Annotated in this window: 22 protein-coding genes; 10 read left to right on the forward strand and 12 right to left on the reverse strand. The window is 63.7% G+C overall.

Annotated features, from left to right (window positions below):
- Position 1 precedes the first annotated feature (1 nt).
- The gene (tsaA, locus tag CO669_RS06555; RefSeq protein ID WP_097658913.1) at positions 2 to 493 is read left to right on the forward strand and encodes a tRNA (N6-threonylcarbamoyladenosine(37)-N6)-methyltransferase TrmO; all 492 of its coding nucleotides are present in this window, start codon (positions 2 to 4) and stop codon (positions 491 to 493) included.
- A gap of 3 nt (positions 494 to 496) precedes the next feature.
- On the opposite strand, the gene CO669_RS06560 is transcribed toward tsaA, so the two are convergent.
- The 4 genes from CO669_RS06560 to CO669_RS06575 all read right to left on the reverse strand — a co-directional run bounded on the left by CO669_RS06560 (position 497) and on the right by CO669_RS06575 (position 3,640).
- The gene (locus tag CO669_RS06560; RefSeq protein ID WP_097658914.1) at positions 497 to 922 is read right to left on the reverse strand and encodes an HIT domain-containing protein; all 426 of its coding nucleotides are present in this window, start codon (positions 920 to 922) and stop codon (positions 497 to 499) included.
- A 62-nt stretch (positions 923 to 984) separates the two neighbouring features.
- Positions 985 to 2,226 (reverse strand): GNAT family N-acetyltransferase, encoded by a 1,242-nt coding sequence (locus CO669_RS06565; RefSeq protein ID WP_097658985.1) that lies wholly within the window; start codon positions 2,224 to 2,226, stop codon positions 985 to 987.
- Between the two features lie 193 nt (positions 2,227 to 2,419).
- Entirely contained in the window at positions 2,420 to 3,166 is a 747-nt protein-coding gene (locus CO669_RS06570) for a glycerophosphodiester phosphodiesterase (protein WP_097658915.1), read from the reverse strand.
- 6 nt (positions 3,167 to 3,172) lie between these two features.
- A complete protein-coding gene (locus CO669_RS06575; RefSeq protein ID WP_024341067.1) occupies positions 3,173 to 3,640 on the reverse strand; it encodes a RidA family protein in 468 nt (155 codons plus the stop codon).
- A 246-nt stretch (positions 3,641 to 3,886) separates the two neighbouring features.
- Here CO669_RS06575 and CO669_RS06580 point away from each other — a divergent pair, with 246 nt between their 5' ends.
- Both CO669_RS06580 and CO669_RS06585 read left to right on the forward strand, forming a co-directional pair.
- Entirely contained in the window at positions 3,887 to 4,747 is an 861-nt protein-coding gene (locus CO669_RS06580; RefSeq protein ID WP_158228741.1) for a cell envelope integrity EipB family protein, read from the forward strand.
- A 221-nt stretch (positions 4,748 to 4,968) separates the two neighbouring features.
- Positions 4,969 to 5,370: a RidA family protein gene (locus tag CO669_RS06585; RefSeq protein ID WP_028143958.1), complete on the forward strand. Its 402-nt coding sequence runs from the start codon at positions 4,969 to 4,971 to the stop codon at positions 5,368 to 5,370.
- A 90-nt stretch (positions 5,371 to 5,460) separates the two neighbouring features.
- Here CO669_RS06585 and CO669_RS06590 read toward each other — a convergent pair whose 3' ends face one another.
- The 3 genes from CO669_RS06590 to CO669_RS06600 are packed head-to-tail and all read right to left on the reverse strand — an operon-like array spanning position 5,461 to position 7,465.
- Complete coding sequence (locus CO669_RS06590) at positions 5,461 to 5,868, reverse strand: ACT domain-containing protein (RefSeq protein ID WP_097658917.1); 408 nt, start codon at positions 5,866 to 5,868, stop codon at positions 5,461 to 5,463.
- A complete protein-coding gene (locus CO669_RS06595) occupies positions 5,868 to 7,157 on the reverse strand; it encodes a DNA polymerase IV (RefSeq protein WP_097658918.1) in 1,290 nt (429 codons plus the stop codon). The genes CO669_RS06590 and CO669_RS06595 overlap by 1 nt, the downstream gene beginning before the upstream one ends.
- A complete protein-coding gene (locus tag CO669_RS06600; RefSeq protein WP_097658919.1) occupies positions 7,154 to 7,465 on the reverse strand; it encodes a DUF3572 domain-containing protein in 312 nt (103 codons plus the stop codon). The genes CO669_RS06595 and CO669_RS06600 overlap by 4 nt, the downstream gene beginning before the upstream one ends.
- A 241-nt stretch (positions 7,466 to 7,706) precedes the next feature.
- Between CO669_RS06600 and CO669_RS06605 the strand changes: the two genes are divergently transcribed.
- Both CO669_RS06605 and CO669_RS06610 read left to right on the forward strand, forming a co-directional pair.
- Positions 7,707 to 8,072 (forward strand): response regulator, encoded by a 366-nt coding sequence (locus tag CO669_RS06605; RefSeq protein WP_027547216.1) that lies wholly within the window; start codon positions 7,707 to 7,709, stop codon positions 8,070 to 8,072.
- Positions 8,073 to 8,086: 14 nt separating this feature from the next.
- Positions 8,087 to 9,460, forward strand: a complete 1,374-nt coding sequence (locus CO669_RS06610; RefSeq protein ID WP_097658920.1) for a PleD family two-component system response regulator — start codon at positions 8,087 to 8,089, stop codon at positions 9,458 to 9,460.
- 546 nt (positions 9,461 to 10,006) lie between these two features.
- Here the strand turns inward: CO669_RS06610 and CO669_RS06615 are convergent.
- From CO669_RS06615 to CO669_RS06625, 4 genes are all read right to left on the reverse strand, one after another.
- Positions 10,007 to 10,297 (reverse strand): hypothetical protein, encoded by a 291-nt coding sequence (locus tag CO669_RS06615; protein ID WP_097658921.1) that lies wholly within the window; start codon positions 10,295 to 10,297, stop codon positions 10,007 to 10,009.
- Between the two features lie 238 nt (positions 10,298 to 10,535).
- The gene (locus tag CO669_RS06620; RefSeq protein WP_097658922.1) at positions 10,536 to 10,943 is read right to left on the reverse strand and encodes a hypothetical protein; all 408 of its coding nucleotides are present in this window, start codon (positions 10,941 to 10,943) and stop codon (positions 10,536 to 10,538) included.
- A gap of 144 nt (positions 10,944 to 11,087) precedes the next feature.
- Complete coding sequence (locus CO669_RS34930) at positions 11,088 to 11,414, reverse strand: hypothetical protein (RefSeq protein ID WP_143278625.1); 327 nt, start codon at positions 11,412 to 11,414, stop codon at positions 11,088 to 11,090.
- A 114-nt stretch (positions 11,415 to 11,528) separates the two neighbouring features.
- Positions 11,529 to 12,140 (reverse strand): TetR/AcrR family transcriptional regulator, encoded by a 612-nt coding sequence (locus CO669_RS06625; protein WP_097658986.1) that lies wholly within the window; start codon positions 12,138 to 12,140, stop codon positions 11,529 to 11,531.
- 129 nt (positions 12,141 to 12,269) lie between these two features.
- On the opposite strand from CO669_RS06625, the gene CO669_RS06630 reads away from it, so the two are divergent.
- Positions 12,270 to 13,508, forward strand: a complete 1,239-nt coding sequence (locus CO669_RS06630; RefSeq protein ID WP_097658923.1) for an MFS transporter — start codon at positions 12,270 to 12,272, stop codon at positions 13,506 to 13,508.
- 623 nt (positions 13,509 to 14,131) lie between these two features.
- Positions 14,132 to 15,223, forward strand: coding sequence for a sensor histidine kinase (locus CO669_RS06635; RefSeq protein WP_097658924.1), 1,092 nt, complete (start codon positions 14,132 to 14,134; stop codon positions 15,221 to 15,223).
- 204 nt (positions 15,224 to 15,427) lie between these two features.
- Here the strand turns inward: CO669_RS06635 and CO669_RS06640 are convergent, their stop codons facing one another.
- On the reverse strand, positions 15,428 to 15,829 hold the full coding sequence (locus tag CO669_RS06640; RefSeq protein WP_097658925.1) for a response regulator: 402 nt from the start codon (positions 15,827 to 15,829) through the stop codon (positions 15,428 to 15,430).
- 506 nt (positions 15,830 to 16,335) lie between these two features.
- Between CO669_RS06640 and CO669_RS06645 the strand changes: the two genes are divergently transcribed.
- From CO669_RS06645 to CO669_RS06655, 3 genes are all read left to right on the forward strand, one after another.
- Entirely contained in the window at positions 16,336 to 16,677 is a 342-nt protein-coding gene (locus CO669_RS06645; RefSeq protein ID WP_097658926.1) for a hypothetical protein, read from the forward strand.
- Between the two features lie 119 nt (positions 16,678 to 16,796).
- Complete coding sequence (locus tag CO669_RS06650; protein ID WP_097658927.1) at positions 16,797 to 17,771, forward strand: ABC transporter substrate-binding protein; 975 nt, start codon at positions 16,797 to 16,799, stop codon at positions 17,769 to 17,771.
- A gap of 246 nt (positions 17,772 to 18,017) precedes the next feature.
- On the forward strand, positions 18,018 to 19,298 hold the full coding sequence (locus tag CO669_RS06655; protein WP_097658928.1) for an amidohydrolase family protein: 1,281 nt from the start codon (positions 18,018 to 18,020) through the stop codon (positions 19,296 to 19,298).
- Positions 19,299 to 19,379: the final 81 nt, after the last annotated feature.

The raw sequence follows: 19,379 nt of genomic DNA on the forward strand, positions 1-19,379 counted from the left end.
CATGGTTCGCGAACAGGAGCTCCGCGAGGGCGAGGTCGCCATCGAGCTGCCACCGACGCAGGATGCCGGCCTCGTCTTCATCGGCCGCATCCGCACGCCCTGGACGTCGCGGCTGGAGACGCCGCGGCAGGGGCGTCAGGACGGCCCGATCTGCCGGCTCGAGATCTTCGAGCCGTTCGTGCCGGCCATCAAGGGCGTGGATTTCTACAGCAATCTCGAAGTGCTCTACTGGCTCGATCAGTCGCGCCGCGACATCCTCCTGCAGAGCCCGAAGAACAACGAGAAGACCCGCGGCACGTTTTCGCTGCGCTCGCCGGTGCGGCCCAACCCGATCGGCACGTCGATCGTGAAGCTGGTCGGCATCGAGGGCAGCACGATCCTGGTGCGCGGGCTCGACTGCATCGACAACACGCCGCTGATCGACATCAAGCCGGACCGCTGCGAGTTCACGCCGCTGGCCGCGCCGCAGGCTGGCGATTTTCAGACGGAGTGACGGTCAGGCCTTCAGCGCCGCGATCAGCTTCGCCGCGTGCTCTTCCAGCACCTTGACGTCTTCCTTGCGGCTGGCAGGCGGCAGCATCGCCACGCCATCGTGGCGCGGCATCACGTGCATGTGCAGGTGAAACACCACCTGTCCGCCGGCGGGCTCGTTGAACTGCTGGATGGTGATGCCATCGGCCTTGAAGGCCTTCATGGCGGCGGCCGCGATCTTGTGCGCGCCGCGGGCGACATGGGCGTAGTCGTCGGGCTTGATGTCGAGGATGTTGCGGGCAGGGGCCTTCGGGATCACCAGCGTGTGGCCGGGAACGCGCGGCATGATGTCGAGGAAGGCGAAGACGTGCTCGTCCTCATAGACCTTGCTGCAGGGCAGCTCGCCGCGCAGGATCTTCGCGAAGATGTTGTTGGTGTCGTAGCTGGTCATGACGGCTCCGGGAAACTTTGCGCTCTCATTTTTCGCCTACTGTCACCAGCCACCGCAGGCCGTCAAGGCGCCTCGTCGGCGCCTTTGCGGAACGGGCCGAGCTCGGCGAGCTCCCGTCCGGCCTCGGCGACGTAGGCGCGCTCGCGCTTGAGGTAATCGCTGATGGCGCGGCGCAGGCCGGGATCGGCGATGAAGTGGGCGGAATGCGTGGTTCGCGGCAGGTAGCCGCGCGCGATCTTGTGCTCGCCTTGCGCGCCCGCCTCGACATGCCTGAGGCCGCGTTTGATGGCGAAGTCGATCGCCTGGTAGTAGCAGACCTCGAAGTGCAGGAACGGATGATGCTCGACCGCGCCCCAGTTGCGGCCGAACAGCGTGTCAGAGCCGATGAAGTTGATCGCGCCCGCAATCCAGCGATCGTTGCGGCGGGCCATCACCAGCAGCACGTCCTCTGCCATGGTCTCGCCGATCAGCGAGAAGAATTCGCGCGTCAAATAGGGCCGGCCCCATTTGCGCGAGCCGGTCTCCATGTAGAATTCGAAGAAGGCGTCCCAGGCGTCCTCGGTGATGTCCTTGCCCGTGAGCCAGTGGATGGTGATGCCCGCGGCCAGCGCATCGCGCCGCTCGCGCTTGATCGATTTGCGGTGGCGCGAGTTCAGCGTCGCCAGGAAGTCGTCGAAGCCGGCAAAGCCCTCATTGTGCCAGTGGAACTGCTGGTCGGTGCGCTGCAGGAAACCGTACTCGGCGAGCAGCTTCCACTCGCTCTCGCGCGCGAAGGTGACGTGGACCGAGGAAGCCTTGCTGACGCCGCACAGCGCCACGAGGCCGCTCGCCAGCGCGTCCATGATCCGCTCGCGATCGACGCCGTCGCGGACCAGCAGCCGCGGACCCGTCGCCGGGGTGAAGGGAACCGAGACCTGGAGCTTCGGATAATAGTGCCCGCCGGCACGCTCATAGGCATCGGCCCAGCCGCGGTCGAAAACGTACTCACCCTGGGAATGCGATTTCAAATAACAGGGCACGATTCCGGCGACGCGGCCATCGGCCTTGGCCACGAGATGCCGCGGGCCCCAGCCGGTGCGGATCGTCGCCGAACCCGATGTCTCAATGGCGGAGAGAAATGCGTGGGAGACGAAGGGGTTATAGGCGGGTTTTGAGAGATCGAGGGAATCGCCTGGCAGGGCGGATGAGGAGCCGTTGCCAGCCCCATTGCATCGTCTGCCGGGATTGGCGCAGGCGTCCCAATCCTCCGGTGACACTTCGCCAATCGAAGGTACGGCCTCGAGCGTGATTTCGGATGATGCCATCGTGCCCAAGATCGTGCATTGCAGCAGCGACTTCAAGGGGTGGGGAACACAGCTCTCGTGCCCCGGACGCAGCGCAGCACGTAGTGGTGCGCTGCTGAGCCGGGGCCCATCTAGCCGCGCAGTGTGACGCCTCCTGGGTCCCGGCTCTGCGCAGCAACGCTACGCGTTGCAGCGCGTCCGGGACACGAGAGCCCTACGGCACGAACCCCTCGAAGATCATCTGATCTGCGTACTGACCGACCCGTGCCCGTTGTTCCGGGGTGCGCACGGTCCAGCCGAGCAGGGCGCAGCCGAACACGTTGCGGGCGATCCAGGGCGCCGGGGCCGGGAGATGATCGACCTTGAAGGCGACGAAGTGGGGCTGGGTCTGAAAACCATGGCGAAGGTACAGCATGCTGTCGCGCTGCGCCTGGGTGAGCTTGGCCCAGTAATCGTCCTCGTAGGTGCGCTGCGCGACGATGCCGCGCGGGCGGTTGGGTAGGAGCTGGCGCAGCGCCAGCACCTGGTCGGGGTCGAAGGACATGCCGACGGCCGGGCCCTGGTAGGACGCCAGCACCGCGGCCATCCGCTTCACCAGCTTGCGGTCGCCGTCAAAACGGCTTTTCACCTCGATCACCAGCGGCACGCGACCTGCGACCATGGCGCAGAGGTCGGACAGCGACATCATCCGCTCGTCCGTGTCCTTGAATTTGACTGCTTTCAGCTCCGCGGCGGTCTTCGACACGACCTCGCCGGTGGCCTCGGTGAGGCGGCCCAGCGCGTGGTCGTGATGCACCATCGCCTCGCCATCGGCGGAGAGCTGGATATCGACCTCGATCGAGAAATTGCCTGCGACCGCCGCCTGCACCGCGCCCGGCATGTTCTCGACGATGCCGCGGGAGATGTCATGCAGGCCGCGATGGGCGACCGGCCGGGCTGTCAGCCAATCTGGAGCGCGCATTGTCGGTCAGGCGACCTCGAACACGCCTTCGACCTCGACCGCAGCATCCGCGGGCAGGGAGGCGACGCCGACGGTGGTACGGGCATGGCGGCCCTTGTCGCCGAAGGCGGCGACCATCAGATCGGAGGCGCCGTTCAGCACCTTCGGCCCGTCCAGGAAGTCCGGCGCCGAGTTGATGAAGCCGCCGAGGCGCACCACGCGCACCACCTTGTCGAGATCCCCGAGCGCCGCCTTGACTTGGGCCAGCAGATTGACCGCGCAACCCCGAGCCGCCGCGGCGCCGTCCTCGATGGAGACGCCGGCGCCCAGCTTGCCCTTGGCGATCAGCTTGCCGGTGGGATCGAAGCAGACCTGGCCGGAGACGAAGAGCAGATTACCGGTGCGCACGAACGGGACGTAATTGGCGACGGGCGTGGGGGCCTCGTGCAGCTTGATGCCCTGTTCCGCCAGCTTCTGCTCGACCGTGCCCGCCATGTCCGACCTCGTTGTCCAAAAACCATTCGCCCCGGCGCGTCCGCGAGGAGCCGGGCGCGCCCTGTTTCGCCCATCGGGCGGCCACATGCAAGCAACCCGCAGGGGGCCGCCTTTTGTCGAGGCGCGGCGGCCGGTTCAACGGCAGAGCCGCAACTTTACGTGAAACGGCCTCAGTTGCGACGCAATGGAACGGTCATTAAAATGTCGAATCTGCGCTTCCCAGGGATGCGTCCCCAAGGAATAGACATGGTGCACCTTTTCCGGACTTCGCTCGGTGTGATGGCGCTCGCGGCCGCCGGTTTCGGCCTTGGTGATTTAGGCCTTGGCGAGGGCGCACAGGCCGCCAGCGGTCCGTTCCTGTCGCACCAGGCGCTCTATGACCTCAGCCTGGTGAAGTCGCGCTCGAATTCGGTCAACAGCGCGCGCGGCCGCATCCTCTACAACTTCACCGGCAGCTCCTGCGAGGGCTACACCTCCGAATTCCGCCAGGTGTCCGAGCTCGACAGCGGCGAGGGCAAGGTTACGCTCAGCGATCTCCGCTCCAACTCCTGGGAAGACGCCGCGGGAAAAAGCTACCGCTTCAAGATCGAGACGCGGATGAACGAGGCGGATGCCGGCCGGGTCGACGGTTCGGCCGAGCGCGACGGCGACCACATCAACGTCAAGCTGAAGCTGCCGTCGCCGAAGAGCTTCACCCTCGACGGCAAGATCGTGTTTCCGACCGAGCAGATCCAGCGCATCATCGCCGCCGCCAAGGACGGCAAGTCGCTGCTCGAGCTCTCGGTCTATGACGGCTCCGACGACGGCCAAAAGGTCTACAACACGCTGACCGTGATCGGCCAGCCGATCGCCGCCGACCGCGCCACCTCGTCCGATCCGTCGACGTCCGACGAGCACATGAAGTCGCTCAAGCGCTGGCCCGTCACCGTCAGCTATTTCGACCGCGACGCCCAGCAGAAAGAGGGCGAGCAGACGCCGGTCTATGCGATGGCGTTCGAGCTCTACGAGAACGGCGTCTCGCGCCAGCTCGTGCTCGACTACAACGACTTCGTCATTTCCGGCGCGATGGGCAAGTTCGACGTCAAGGACAGCAAGCCCTGCAATTGAGGGGAAGCCCCTCCGCGCGGGAAGGGCCGTAGGGTGGGCAAAGCGTAGCGTGCCCACCACGTCCCAAGCGGGCAGAAAGATCGTGGGCACGGCGCTGACGCGCCTTTGCCCACCCTACGGGACCTCTCTTCGCCGCTTTGCTCCTGGCGGGTGACAGACTAGCTCTCGTCACACTCTCCGGCTACGCTCGCTCCCAACCAGAAACCTCAGGGAGCCAGCCCATGCCCAAGCTCGATCATCTCCGCCCCAGCGGCCTGCATCACAATCCCGCTTATTCCCACGTCGTCACCGCCACGGGCGCGCGCACGATCTACATTTCGGGTCAGGTCTCGACCGACGAGGAGGGGCGGATCGTCGGCGAGGGCGACATCGCCGCGCAGACCACGCAGGTGATGCAGAATCTCGGGCACGCGCTGAAGGCGGCCGGCGCGAGCTATTCCAACATCGTGAAGATCACGACCTTCGTGGTGAACTACAAGCCGGAGCTGCGCCCGATCATCGGCAAGGCCCGCTCGGCCTTCTTCGAAGGCATGGAGCCGCCGGCCTCGACGCTGGTCGGCGTCTCCGCGCTCGCCGCGCCCGAATGGCTGATCGAGATCGAGGCGATCGCGGTCGCGGATTGAAGATCTTGTAGCCCGGATGGAGCGCAGCGTAATCCGGAGAGCCTGCCGCTGCGGATGCACTGCCCCGGATTGCGCTGCGCTCGATCCGGGCTACGGGTGCTTCGCCTCCGACATCTCTCGCAGCAGCGCCATCGCCTCGTCCGCCCGGTTAATGGGCACGAAGAGATGGTCGTGGTGAAAGGCCGACACGGCATTCACGCTGATGCCGGCTTCGGCCAGGCGCGTCGTGATCGCGGCCAGGAAGCCGACGGCATCGAGCGCCGAGTGAACGCTCAACGTGATCAGACGCGAGGCGAACGCGTGGCGTAGCCCTGCCGCTTCGGCCTCCTCGCGACGGATGACCAGCGTGGTTCCTTCCAGCTCGCGGAATGTCATGAGCGGATGGAGGTCTGCTGGAATAGTCTCGCCTGCAGCGATCGTGCAGAACACGAATGTGCCCGGCCGGAGCTCCGGCTTCATGTGCCTCAGCAGCGCTGTGAGATCGCGTTCACCGCTCATCACTCCTGCGCCTTCTCCGGGCCCTCATAGGCGATGCCGCGGATCACCGCGGCGCTGCCGAACTTCTTGCGCAGACTGTCCACCGCGCGCTCGGCATGAGCGGCGCGGCGATCGAGCATGTCGGTGTCGTCGGCGGGGGAGCCGTCGCGCAGCGCGCTGACGCCGGCGCCCATCAGGCGGAAGGCGGTGCCGTCGATCTCCTTCGCCAGCATCTCGCGGCAGATCGAGAAGATCTTGGCGGCGAGCTGGGTGGGCGCCGCGATCGACTGCGAGCGGGTGCGCTGGCGGAAATCGGCGGTCTTCAGCTTCAACGTGACGGTCGAGCCGGCAAGCTCGCTGCTCTTGAGCCGCGACGAGGTCTTCTCGCAGAGGCGCCACAGGATCTTCTCCAGCGTCGCGAAATCGCGGATGTCGGTCTCGAAGGTGGTTTCGCTGGAAATCGTCTTGGCGCCCCGGTCAGGCTCGACGCGGCGGTCGTCGATGCCGCGCGCGAGCCGCCACAGCCTGCGGCCGTCGCTCGGAAACTGCCGCATCATCTCGATCTCGTCGGCCTTTTGCAGGTCGGCGATGATGCGGAAGCCGCGCTGCACGAGGCGCTCCTGCGTGGCCGGGCCGACGCCGAAGATGAAGCCGACCGGCTTGTCCGCGAGCATGATGCGCGCTTCCTCCTGGTCGAGCGCGGCGAAGCCGCGGGGCTTGTCGAGATCGGAGGCGATCTTGGCCAGGAACTTGTTGCAGGACAGGCCGACCGAGACGGAGATGCCGATGTCGCGCTCGACCTCGCCGGCAAAGCGCGCGAGCACCTTTGCCGGGATCATGCCGTGCACCCGCTCGGTGCCGGAGAGGTCGAGGAACGCCTCGTCGATCGAGAGCGGCTCGACCAGCGGCGTCAGCGCCTGCATGGCCTGGCGCACCTCGCGGCCGACGCGGACATACTTCGCCATGTCGGGCGGGATCACGGTCGCGTGCGGGCAGGCCTCGAGCGCCTTGAACATCGGCATGGCCGAGCGCACACCATAGGTGCGGGCGATGTAGCAGGCGGCCGACACCACGCCACGCTTGCCCCCGCCGATGATGACGGGCTTGTCGGCGATGTCAGGGTTGTCCCGCTTCTCGACCGTCGCGTAGAAGGCGTCGCAGTCGATATGGGCGATGGTCAGCGAGGCGAGCGCCCGGTGGCGGACGAGGCGGGGGGAACCGCAGGCCGAGCAGCGCCGCACGCCCATATCCAGATCGGCCAGACAATCCCGGCAGAAGCAGCGGGGCCCGGCCGGGTCGGGGAGGGTCACGGCACGTCGCGCTCCCAGGAGGAATCGCCCAGCGCGTCGCCGAGGACCTGCCGCGCTGCGGCGACGTTGGTGGGATGTAGGTCCGCCGAGCTGGCAAAGGCCTTCACTGTGGCGTCGTCGCGCAGCACGAAATCGAGCACGCTGAGCAGGAAATTGGGGTCCGCGGCGGCGTTGCGCAGGGTCTCCGGACCGACCCCCGTCTCGGCCAGGAACAGGCCCAGCCGCTCGGGCTCGCCGGCAACGAAGGACAGCGCCTGAATCGCAACGATTTCAGCGACTTCGCGGGGGTTGTGAACAGGCTTTTTCAAGGGGACGGTTTGCCTTTCCGTTAACTTTCGGTGTCTACTTTGGAGTCATCATGCCCGAGTCTCGGCCTCAAGTCTTCCGACCCCAGACAAGCAACTGGAAACCACATCGCGAAAGTCGACCCTCGGGTTTAACGAAACTCAAGCGAATCTGAGGCTAGTTTGAATCCAGTTTTCGAAACGCCGGAAAGCGGCGTCTGAGGCGTCACATGTACCGGTCCTTCGGACCAATCAGGAGGGCGGGATGGCTAAGACCGTCCTGATCGTGGAAGACAACGAGCTCAACATGAAGCTCTTCCGCGACCTGTTGGAGGCGCACGGCTACCAGACCACCGGCACCAGCAACGGCTACGAGGCGCTTGACCTCGTTCGCAAGATGCGGCCCGACCTCGTGCTGATGGACATCCAATTGCCGCAGGTCTCGGGCCTCGAGGTGACGCGCTGGATCAAGGACGATCCGGAGCTGCGCGCCATACCCGTCGTCGCGGTCACGGCGTTCGCGATGAAGGGCGACGAAGAGCGCATCCGCGAGGGCGGCTGCGAGGCCTATTTGTCCAAGCCGATCTCGGTCGGCAAATTCATTGAGACGGTCCGGCGTTTTATCGGATAGGAAGTGAGTTCACAGTGTCCGCGCGTATCCTGGTTGTCGATGACGTTCCTGCCAACGTCAAACTCCTCGAAGCCCGCCTGTCCGCCGAATATTTCGACGTGATGACCGCCTCGAACGGCACCGAGGCGCTGGCCATGTGTCAGCGCGCGGAATGCGACATCATCCTGCTCGACGTGATGATGCCCGACATGGACGGTTTCGAAGTCTGCCGGCGCCTGAAGACCGATCCGGCCACGCATCACATTCCCGTCGTCATGGTCACCGCGCTCGACAGCCCCTCGGACCGCAACCGCGGGCTCGAGGCGGGCGCCGACGACTTCCTCACAAAACCGGTCTCCGACGTCGTGCTGATCGCGCGCGTGCGCTCGCTGACGCGACTGAAGATGATGACCGACGAGCTGCGCATGCGCGCCATCACTTCGCTCGAGATCGGCATGCAGGCGCCCGAGCGCAGCGCCGTCGCCGACACCGGCAAGGGCGGCCGCATCCTGCTGGTCGACGACCGCGAGTCCTCCTACGAGCGGCTGGCGACGATCCTCGCCGCCGAGCACACCATCGACGTCGAGCCGAACCCGACGGAGGCGCTGTTCCACGCCGCGGAGGGTAATTACGATCTCCTGATCGTCTCGCTCGACCTCAACAATTTCGACGGCCTGCGCCTGTGCAGCCAGGCGCGCTCGCTGGAGCGCACGCGGCACGTGCCGATCCTCGCCATCGCCGACCCCGAGAACTCGACGCGGCTGCTCCGCGGGCTCGAGATCGGCGTCAACGACTATCTGCTGCGCCCGATCGACAAGACCGAGCTGTTGGCCCGCGCCCGCACCCAGATCCGCCGCCGCCGCTACACCGATCATTTGCGCGACAACGTCCAGAACTCGATCGAGATGGCGATCACTGACGCGCTCACCGGCCTGCACAATCGCCGTTACATGGAGAGCCATCTGGCCACGCTCGCCGACCAGGCCGCGGCCCGCGGCAAGCCGCTGGCGCTGATGATCCTGGACATCGACTTCTTCAAGTCGATCAACGACAATTACGGCCACGATGCCGGCGACGACGTGCTGCGCGAATTCGCGGTGCGGGTGCGCAAGTCGATCCGCGGCATCGATCTCGCCTGCCGCTACGGCGGCGAGGAGTTTGTCATCGTGATGCCCGAGACCGATCTCCACGTCGCCGGCATGGTCGCCGAGCGCCTGCGCCGCTCGATCGCGGGCGAGCCGTTCGCGATCCACAAGGGCACCAAGCGCATCGAGGTCACCATCTCGATCGGCCTCACCACGCTGGAGCAGAAGGGCGAGGCCGTCGCCGACGTCCTCAAGCGCGCCGACACCGCGCTCTACCGGGCCAAACACGACGGGCGTAATCGGGTGGTATCGCAGGCGGCGTGAGGCGAGGGGGCACCAAAAAGTGCGAAAACAACCCCATGCACAGTAGAAGCTGCTAGCGGAATCAATGGGTTAGGCCCATTGAAAATGGCGCCTGCGGACCGCATCGTTTGACGACGTCGGGCAAAACAGGATCGCGCGCAAACTATGCTGCGGCTGGGCTTGACGAAGCCATAAGCTGTTCGCGCAAGCCTTGGGGCTTCCGCTCTCCTTCATGGTGGGATCAGTAGTCTGGTAGCTGATATCTCGGTCTCCTTGGGGGAGTGCCAGCTATCCCACTACCGAGCTTCACGTTCCGCTCGTAGGATGGGTTGAGCTCTTCGCGAAACCCATCACTATCACAAGACAAATCGATTGGTTTCGCTTCCGCTCCACCGATCCGCGCCATTCAGCCGATTGCGCGGGCGATCAGTCGGGTGATGGCTGCGGTTGCGTGGAGCGGTGATCGGGAAGAGATGGGTTTCGCAAGGGCTCAACCCATCCTACGCGCTGCCTCGATTTCGCAACACCGCGCCCTCAAGGGCGCCGGCTCGCAAAGCAGCGCCTTCGTTACTTGAGGGGGTGTGCGTCGAGATAGTCGGGGCCAAATACCCGATGCACAGCCGCCAACGCTCCTCGCGCGATCGTAGATTCAACTTCCTTCTCATTCAGGCTGGCGGCGAGTTGATGCTGGTCCACGCAAATATGCTTGACCATGCCACGAAGGCCATCGAGCTGTGACTTCTGCGTCAGCCCTGCCGTCTGCTTTACAATCGTTAGGGCTTCCTCCGAACGAGAGGCGACGCACTTGCTTAGTGCGTCTTCGGCGAATGCCGAGGTCGCCAAGAGGAGGGAAGTCATGCAGGAGGTCACCAGGGATCCAAGCGCGCGTGAACTCATTCAACGTCCCTATGAGTTGAGATATGCGAGCTTAACCGGGCCCCTCGATCCCCGTCCACTCCCTCAGGGACTACCGTCACTTCTCTCAGGTCAGTGCACGGAAGTCTGATTCCGGGCCAGGAGCGGACTTGGCGGGGTGCTTCGGCAGGAGTCAGTTAAGGGCCAAACGCGGAAGTGCTGGCTCTGCGTTGCTACTGACCTAGTTTACGTTCTCCTCGGACCTAGAAGGTCCCCAAGCATATGCCTCTTCGGGGCCGCTAAACGCTCGTATCATCGGGTCGGAGAAACCAAGCACTTCGTAGCAGTAGTCGCTTCCGACAAAGGAGAAGTGCCGCGGCTTCCGACCGACCGGATCGGTCGCAGCGTAGGCTTTCAGCAATGCCGAGTTCTCAGCTTCTTTAATGTAGACTCCGCCGTCGTAGCGGCCAGTTGTTTTGTCCCCGTGATCGGCGATCGAATAGATCATTTCTTCGATGCCCGAATAGATCTGGCAGGACATTTCGATGCCGTAAGCGGCGAAGGCCGGGGTTCGGTGCCACCACGATGAGATAGAGAACGCCACGCCAAAGGCCTTGATCGAAAACAAAAGGTGGGCGTTCGATGCCATCGATTATCGAAGGGTAGGGCCGCCATTTGATAGTGGGATCAGGAAACAACTGGAGTCCTTTTCGGTTTGAAAGTTGGGTCATGGCCGACAACAAGGCGCTGGGTCGAGATTGTCGCAATGGGCCAATCGGCGACGTGAACCACCCTATCGAATGATGTTGGCTTCTCCGATAACGCCGGCCTCCCAAAGATAAAACTTGTCGTTCGCCATGAGTGCCGAAGTCGCCTCCGCGCCTGATAGAAAGACGAAGCCAAGCGTTCGCCGTTCGCCCGGCATCATTTCGCTTTTGAGCAGCAGATAGCCGTCCCAACCGTCGACTGGAGCTTTGTTCGTGCTGCTGCAGGGACACCCCCACCCCAGCCCGACAGGTGACTTCCTCCCTCCTGCATAAGTTGGATAGAGGTAGACCTCTGCTGTGAGGTCAGGAAGACCAAGGGCAAGGCGTCGTCTCAGGGTGGCTTCTCGGGTCATGGACTTTTCATAGCACCACTGTGTTGCGAAGTCCGCTTCGGGTCAAAAAGCCGTCAGGGCCACGGCGTCCGACGAAGGTCCGCTATTGAGGCAGAACCGGTCCCATCCACTCCCTCAGGGGTGCCGGACAACTCTCCTGCGTCCCTTCACCGGCGTCGCATCCCCTGCCACATCCACCCCCGCATTCCTTAGCAGCACTTTCGCCGCTTCCTTTGCCGCCCGCGCCATCGCCGGATCGTCGCGCACGAGGTCCTGCGCGATCGAGCCATCGACCAGCAGCACGAGCTGCGTCGCCAGCGCCTCGGCATCGGCAACACCGAGCTCGGTCAGCCGATCGCGAAACCAGAGGCGGCGGCTTTCCTTGAAGGCGATCGCGATCTTCTTCACGGCGCGGTCCGACCGGCCCAGCTCGGCGACGGCGTTGACGAACGGGCAGCCGCGAAAATCCTTGGCGGCAAAGCGTCGCTCCAGCGAATCGAAGGTCGCGAGAATCTGCTCGGCCGGCGGCTTGTCGGAGGGGCGGGCGTGGACGAAGCGACGCTCGAGGTAGGCTGCGATCAGGGCGTCCTTGGAGGGGAAGTGGTTGTACAGCGTTCGCTTGGAGATGCCGATCTCGGCGGCGATGGTGTCGACGCCGATGGCGCGAATGCCCTGCAGATAGAACAGCTTGTCGGCGGTCTGAAGAATCCGCTCTTTCATCGTCTGTGGGGCGGGCGGGGGAGCCATGCAGCGGAATGCATCCTGTTCGCTTGACAGCAACAGCCATTCATAGCCTAAGTACACAGGTCTGTGTAACCAAAATCAGCGGCAAAAGCGGACGACGGCGTTGGCGCCGTGCCCACGAGGGAGAAGAAAATGCCCCTGTTGCAGGTCCTGCGTCCGACATTGCCCATCCTGATCGGCGCCTCGATCATGCTGACGCTGAGCATGGGGCTGCGGCAGAGCCTCGGCATCTTCATGCAGCCGCTGACGCACGACATCCACATCTCGATCTCGGATTTCACGCTGGCGCTGGCGGTGCAGAACCTCGCCTGGGGCTTCCTGCAGCCGCTCGCCGGCGCGATGACGGTGCGCTACGGCTTCCGTCCCATCATGATCGTGGGATCGCTGATGTACATCGCAGGGCTCGCACTGATGGCGACCGCCGGCGGCCTCGTCAGCATCATCATCGGCGGCGGCGTTTTGATCGGGACGTCGATGGCCTGCACTGCGGCTGCGATCGCGATGTCAGTGGCCGCGCGCGCGGTGCCCGCAACGGTGCGCTCCACCGTGCTCGGCATCGTCTCCGGCGCGGGCTCGCTCGGCGCGCTGCTGTCGGCGCCGATCGGGCAGATGCTCAACGAGGGCTTCGGCTGGCGCGTCGGACTTGCCGGCTTCGTCGTGATGTCCGTGCTGATGATTCCCGCGGCCTGGTATGCCGGCCGGGTCGATCAGGTCCCGCTGCCCAAGCCGGCCGCCGACGACATCGGCGACGCCACCGCGGCGTCCGTGGCGCGGGCGGCGTTCGGCAACGCCTCCTTTGCGGTGATGACCTGCGCCTATCTCGTCTGCGGCATGCAGCTCGTCTTCCTCACCACGCATCTGCCCTCGTATCTGGCGATCTGCGGCCTCGACCCGATGCTGAGCGCGCAGACGCTCGGCATGATCGGCGGCTTCAACGTGCTGGGCTCGCTGTTCTTCGGCTGGGCCGGCCAGCGCTGGAACAAGCTGGCGCTGCTGGGCGGCATCTACATCCTGCGCTCGCTGGCGCTCGCCTGGTACTTCATGCTGCCGGCGACGCCGTTCTCGACGCTGCTGTTCGGCGCGATCATGGGCTTCCTCTGGATGGGCGTCGGCCCGCTGGTCGCAGGCGCGGTCGCCGAGATGTTCGGCCTGCGCTGGCAGGCGATGATCCAGGGCCTCGCCTTCATGAGCCACCAGATCGGCAGCTTCCTCGGCGCCTACGGAGGCGGGGTGCTCTACGACGCGCTCGGCTCCTACACCATGGCTTGGCGCATCGGCGTCGCGCTCGGTCTTGCCGGCGGCATCGTGCAGGTCGCGTTCGCGCTTGTGAGGCCGTCGCAGCCGCCCACGCCGGTGTTGAAGGCGGCGTAGGAGAAGAGCCTTTCGTCATTTGTCCGCTGAAGGGACCGACAGCGGGCGCATCTTCGGTCACGGCCGCATCGATCTCGCGATGCCGGCTTTGAGGTTGAGGGCGATCGATTTGATCGAAAGCCTTGCAAGCCTCCTGAATTGCTTGTTCGGGTCGAAATCGCAGAAGCGAGCACACGGACGTACGCGCCTGATCCCTTGAAATTTGATCTAGATCAAAACCGTAAAGTTACGGAGTGCCATCGTCGAAGGTACCGAGCAGCACGCAGGCATCGACGGAGTATCGGGGCGCTCAGATAGAGATTGTCTGGACCAGTGCTCCGCGCGGCTGGCAATGGACCGTTCGATTCAGCACGGTGAGAGAACCGGATTTCATCCCTACAAGGAGGTGGCAAAATCCCGACCCGCAGGGCGGCTGAGACAGGGAGGCTGTGGCGCAAAGCGGCCAGCATTGGCACAAACTGGATATCCAAAGTCCAAATCGTCCGCGCTCGTGAAGTGCCAAGCCGACATTCGGCAGGATATTTCTCGGTCCGTAATTAGCTACCGTCGCATCCAGCCGCGCGCCCCGTAGTTTGATGAAACTCGGGTCAGCGAGCTGAGCAAGAAGACACTAGGATTCCCCAATGGTGGATGAGTCAGGCCATCGCTTCTTGGCAGGCGGTGGAGAGATGGGCGAGTTAACGAGAGCCTTCGACTGGTCGAAAACCTCTCTTGGCCTGCCGGAGACATGGCCTCAAAGCCTTCGGGTCACGGTGCGTCTCGTTCTGAACTCGCGGCATCCGATGTTCATCTGGTGGGGCCAAGAGTTCATTCAATTCTACAATGATGCTTATCGGGAGACGATGGGACCCGAACGGCATCCGAGCGCACTGGGCGCGCCGGGTCGTCAGTGCTGGGATGAGATCTGGCATATCATCGGTCCCCAAATCGAATATGTCATGGCAGGCAAGGGCGCGACTTGGCACGAGGACCAATTGGTGCCTGTAACGCGACATGGCCGGCTTGAAGATGTCTGGTGGACCTACAGCTTCAGCCCAATTGACCTGGAAAACGAGGTTGGCGGAGTTCTCGTTGTCTGCAGGGACGTGACGTCCGAGCACAGAGCAACGGAAACCATAAAGCTCATAAACGAAGAGCTGAAACACCGCGTCAAGAATACTCTGACGGTGTTGGGGGCTGTGGCCAGCCAGACCTTCCGCAATGTCTCGAGCAAGGCTGAACTGGCGAAATACCAGGATAGGATTGGCGCTTTCGGGCGAGCCCATGACTTGCTGACTGCGGCAAATTGGGCGGCCGCCCCCTTGCATGATGTCGTCAGCTCCGCGCTGAAGCCCTATCGAACCAGCGAAGGTCAGATTTCGATCTCGGGTCCACCTCTGTTCGTAAAATCGCGACAGGCGCTGGCTCTATGCCTGGCGGTGCATGAACTCGCGACGAACGCCTTAAAGTACGGCTGTTTGAGTGACGCAAATGGTCGGGTGTCGATCACATGGGCCCGCGAAGACGAGGCTGCGGAGCCTCAGTTTGTTTTCATTTGGCAAGAGATGGGTGGGCCGCCAGTTTCGGCGCCCCATGATGTGGGCTTTGGTTCGCGTCTTATTTCGAGGGTGCTGAAGGATGATTTCGGCGGCTCGGTCGAAGTCTCTTACGGATCGACCGGTCTGGTTTGTCGTTTGACGGCGCCTTTCCGCAATCTGGAGACGTCGCTGTCGTAACTTCGGTCTCGATCGTTGGGGTCGTCGAGATCGGCGCGTTGGCGAACATCCACCGTCCGGTCCCCGATGTTGATGCCTGGAGATCGTGGGGCCGAATTCATTGGCACTCGCACGTGCGGCGTTTCTCGTGACCTCGTTCGCCTTCCGCAACGACCGGCTAGCCCGCATCTTCGATCGTCTCGGCCAGCATCATCCGCGAACGGCTCACGTTGGACCGGTCGGCTGCTGGCCCGCGTTCAAGAGCTGGGACACGGCAGAAATGACTTGCGCAGGCGCAAATGGCTTTTGCAGCAAAACGCTGTAGGGGACACCGAGGACGGGCCATTTATCGGCGGCGCCGCCGGTCATGTAGACCACGGGGAAAAGCGGATCGATCTCCCTGGCAGCTCTTGCGACATCCCAGCCGTCGAGGCGCCCGAGCAAATTGACGTCGGTGACGAGAGCTCGATAGGATACGATCTCGCCCCTTAGCAAGGCGATGGCTTCCTCGCCTGTCTGGGCGGTCGCGACTGCGAAACCTCCCTCGGTCAGGGCATCCTCGACGATCGCCTGGATTGCTTCGTCGTCTTCGATGACCAAAATGGTTGGAAGTTCCGTCACCGCCATATTCCCCCTTGCCGAGCCCAATGTTACAAAGTGCACAAAGGCTCTTTTGTTCCAGCAGCGGGAGTAATTGCGCAAATCAAGCGGGCGCGAGGGCGCCTATCCGCCGCGTTGTGGAAGGGGGCCTGAGTCGTCTTCCGAGTTCAGTCGTCCGCCGGAGACGAAGCGGCACATTCCGGAGATTGCTAAATTTTCCCGATGTCCTGCGCCAAAGCGGTGGCCTCGGAATGGCCCCAGCTCGAATGCCTCCGATACCCCACGAGCTGCGATCTTCTTCTCCCGCGGTTGGCCCCGACCGCAATTGACAAGCAGAAATGGCTGTTTTCGAACTCCCCAGCGGGACCGCATCGCTCTCATAGCCGCCGGCGTGATGATGCGTTGCACTGGTCTGTCTTGCCATTCTGCCGCTATATCCCGGTTCCAGAATGCTTGAGCTGGCTCGCAGCGCGCATCGGAACTTTGACGGCGCATCACCGTTCCCGCTGAGCGGGCGAACGTAGGCGGACAATATGAAATGGATGCTGGTGGTTCTGGTCGGCGGTGTCTCACCCGTCAATACCGATCTGGTATTCGACAAGTTCAGTGACTGTCTCGCCGCAGAGGAGCAGATGCGACAGCATTACTCCGACGCGTTCGAGGCGTGGGATCGCATGGCGGCGACCCGAATTGATCGGCGCAGGGACTACAAGAAGGCTCGCGATGTCGAGGCAAAACGACTGCTGAGCAACGTAGGGACGTGTGTGCCGCATGGCGGCGGAGATCCCGTCAATGCGCCGCCGCAGCAACAGAAGCCGCCAGGGACATCGCCGGATCAACCCGCAGTGCCGTCGCCTCCGACGCCGCGAACCTGACGCCAGTCGACCGGAATGCGCAGATCGAGAGGGCGTACACGCGCGGTGATCGCTCGGCGGTTGCTGGATGGCACCGTCAAACCCGGCTAAGCTGACGGTCTCCCAGGCAGGGCAGCCAAATGGATCGACGTACCTTTCTGTCTTCAGGTGTTGGTTTCGTGCTTGCTGCGGGGCAGCGAGTACAGGCGGCGGGCAGAATCTCTCGGATCGGATTTCTCACGGCGCAGCGCGAACCGAGCCTTGCGCCGTTTCTCGACGTGTTCAGGGATGGGCTGAGAGAGCTCGGTTATGTCGAGAACACCAATCTGGAGATCGCTTATCGCTATGGCGATGATGATCTGGCGCGGGTGCCGCAGCTTGCGTCCGAGCTGGTTAGCAAACCCGTGGAGCTCCTGGTGGTGCAGGGGTCTGCCGTCGCCGTCGTGCATCAGCTCAAGCTGCCGGTCCCTGCGGTGTATGTGTTCAGCGGAGATCCCGTGATTGCAGGCTTCGCGAGCAGCCTGTCGCATCCCGGCGGCAGCATGACGGGACTGACCTTCATGGCAGCCGAACTGAACGCCAAGCGCCTGCAGATCCTGCGGGACGTGGTGCCTGGCCTGCAGCGTGTCGCGATCATCGGCAATCCCGATCATCCGGGCTCGCAGGTCGAGCGCGCCACTTCGGAGGAGACAGCCAGCAAGCTCGGCATCGCGACCGATTTCTTCGCCACGGCGAGCCAGGATCAGCTCACGTCGGCATTCTCGGTCATGAGCCAGAACCCTCCACAGGCGATCTCGCTTTTCGCGGACGGCTTTGCCATCCAATACCGGAAAGAGATCATCGCGTTCGCGATGCAGCATCGGGCGCCCTTGATATCGGGCTGGCCGATCTTTGCCAGAAGCGGGGCGCTCTGCACCTATGGACCGAAGCTGAACGACTCCTACCGCCGACTTGCATCATACGTCGATCGTATCCTGAAAGGGGCGCGGCCGGAGCAATTGCCGGTCGAACGGCCCACGAAGTTTGAGACCGTCCTCAATTTGCGGACCGCCAAGGCACTCGGGCTGGACTTGCCGGGTTCTCTGCTGGCGTCCGCCGACGAAGTCATCGAGTAGGCGCCGGCGATCCCGGCGCCTGACCCAGGCGGCGCCGTGAACGCAGGCGATTTAGTCGTTGCCTGTCTCGGAAGGTTCATTTGCTTCTAGAAAATTTCGTGGCTCCTCAGCTTGCGAAGGCGGCCTTAGGATCGGATCTTCGGGCGAACCGGCTTTGGCGCCGCCTTCGCTCCGAACACCGGCCCTGGCGCCGGAGGGGAAAGCTGCTCGTCGAAGCCGCAAACGAGAAACACAGGGGGGATCATCATGTCCGCGTTGTCACGCCGCGATTTTCTGACGCTTTCCGCATCCGCTGCAGCCCTTGGCCTCGCCGCGCCGGTGCGCGCCGCGATGGGCCCGAACGACAAGTACGATCTGGTGATCCGCGGCGGCGAGGTCCTCGACCCCAGCCAGTCGCTGCGCGCCAAACGCGATATCGGCATCCGCTGGGGCACGATCGAGACGGTGCAGGAGACGATCCCCGCCGAGCGGGCGCTGAAGAGCATCGACGCGTCAGGCAAGCTCGTGATGCCCGGTCTGATCGATCTGCATAGTCACGTCTATCCTTACGGCTCGGCGATCGGCATTCCCGCCGACGAGCTGGTGCAATTCCAGGCGACGACGACCGTCGTCTCGGCGGGGGATGCCGGGGTCAACAATCTGGCGGCGCTGCGCCGGTTCATCGTGGCCCAGACGCGGGCGCGGATGTACGCCTTCGTCCATATCGCCAACAACGGCCTGTCGGCGTTCCCGGCCGCCGAGCTGTACAATATCGACGTCGCGCAGACCGAAGCCTGCGCGATGGCGCTCGCCGAGAACGCCGACTTCCTGCTCGGGGTCAAGGTGCGGATGTCGGAGAACGTGATCTACAAGCACGGGCTCGAGCCGCTGAAGCGCGGCATCCAGGCGTGCGAGATGTGCGGCTGGCCGGCGAAGATGATGGTGCATATCGGCGGCGTCGAAACCAAGGAGCTGATGTCTGAGATCCTCGACCTGCTTCGCCCCGGCGACGTGCTGACGCATGCCTATTCCGGCGCCCCGAACATGTCGAACGTGTTCACCAATATCGTCCAGGAGGGCAAGCTGCTGCCTGCGGCCCTGGCGGCCAAGCAGCGTGGCGTCATGTTCGACGTCGGTCATGGCGGCGGCAGCTTCGATTTCACCGTGGCGGAAGTGGCGATCCCCGGCGGATGCACGCCGGACACGATCTCCTCCGACATCCACGTCTTCTCCGGCAATTCGCCCGGCATTCCGTTCCTGCCCAACGTGATGAGCAAGTTCATGACGCTGGGCTTCACGCTGGAGCAGGTGGTCGCGATGGCGACCACAGCGCCGGCGAAGATCATCGATCGCGCCCCGAAGATCGGCACGCTGCAAGTCGGTGCGCCCGGCGACGTCGCCATCATGGAGCTGGTGGAGGGGCCGGTCAGTTTCCTCGACACCCGCAACAACAAGAGGGAGGGGAAGGCCTATCTCAAGCCGATCCAGACCGTCATCAACGGGGTGCCCTTCGGCCGGCCTTATCAGGCGCCGTTCGCGGTCAGGTAGCGAGTTGCCGCACTAGGTTCTGTACTCAAACCCCCTTGTCGCCGCTGAGCCGGAGTGATTCAAGGCTTCCCAATGGAGGCT

The sequence above is a fragment of the Bradyrhizobium sp. Y36 genome, from assembly GCF_002531575.1.
In the GTDB taxonomy this organism is placed as follows: domain Bacteria; phylum Pseudomonadota; class Alphaproteobacteria; order Rhizobiales; family Xanthobacteraceae; genus Bradyrhizobium.

Coding starts and splice junctions, on each gene's coding strand:
- tsaA (WP_097658913.1), top strand. CDS start 2: ATGGTTCGCGAACAGGAGCTCCGCGAGGGCGAGGTCGCCATCGAGCTG.
- CO669_RS06560 (WP_097658914.1), bottom strand. CDS start 922: ATGACCAGCTACGACACCAACAACATCTTCGCGAAGATCCTGCGCGGC.
- CO669_RS06565 (WP_097658985.1), bottom strand. CDS start 2,226: ATGGCATCATCCGAAATCACGCTCGAGGCCGTACCTTCGATTGGCGAA.
- CO669_RS06570 (WP_097658915.1), bottom strand. CDS start 3,166: ATGCGCGCTCCAGATTGGCTGACAGCCCGGCCGGTCGCCCATCGCGGC.
- CO669_RS06575 (WP_024341067.1), bottom strand. CDS start 3,640: ATGGCGGGCACGGTCGAGCAGAAGCTGGCGGAACAGGGCATCAAGCTG.
- CO669_RS06580 (WP_158228741.1), top strand. CDS start 3,887: ATGGTGCACCTTTTCCGGACTTCGCTCGGTGTGATGGCGCTCGCGGCC.
- CO669_RS06585 (WP_028143958.1), top strand. CDS start 4,969: ATGCCCAAGCTCGATCATCTCCGCCCCAGCGGCCTGCATCACAATCCC.
- CO669_RS06590 (WP_097658917.1), bottom strand. CDS start 5,868: ATGAGCGGTGAACGCGATCTCACAGCGCTGCTGAGGCACATGAAGCCG.
- CO669_RS06605 (WP_027547216.1), top strand. CDS start 7,707: ATGGCTAAGACCGTCCTGATCGTGGAAGACAACGAGCTCAACATGAAG.
- CO669_RS06615 (WP_097658921.1), bottom strand. CDS start 10,297: ATGACTTCCCTCCTCTTGGCGACCTCGGCATTCGCCGAAGACGCACTA.
- CO669_RS06620 (WP_097658922.1), bottom strand. CDS start 10,943: ATGGCATCGAACGCCCACCTTTTGTTTTCGATCAAGGCCTTTGGCGTG.
- CO669_RS34930 (WP_143278625.1), bottom strand. CDS start 11,414: ATGACCCGAGAAGCCACCCTGAGACGACGCCTTGCCCTTGGTCTTCCT.
- CO669_RS06625 (WP_097658986.1), bottom strand. CDS start 12,140: ATGGCTCCCCCGCCCGCCCCACAGACGATGAAAGAGCGGATTCTTCAG.
- CO669_RS06630 (WP_097658923.1), top strand. CDS start 12,270: ATGCCCCTGTTGCAGGTCCTGCGTCCGACATTGCCCATCCTGATCGGC.
- CO669_RS06635 (WP_097658924.1), top strand. CDS start 14,132: ATGGTGGATGAGTCAGGCCATCGCTTCTTGGCAGGCGGTGGAGAGATG.
- CO669_RS06640 (WP_097658925.1), bottom strand. CDS start 15,829: ATGGCGGTGACGGAACTTCCAACCATTTTGGTCATCGAAGACGACGAA.
- CO669_RS06645 (WP_097658926.1), top strand. CDS start 16,336: ATGAAATGGATGCTGGTGGTTCTGGTCGGCGGTGTCTCACCCGTCAAT.
- CO669_RS06650 (WP_097658927.1), top strand. CDS start 16,797: ATGGATCGACGTACCTTTCTGTCTTCAGGTGTTGGTTTCGTGCTTGCT.
- CO669_RS06655 (WP_097658928.1), top strand. CDS start 18,018: ATGTCCGCGTTGTCACGCCGCGATTTTCTGACGCTTTCCGCATCCGCT.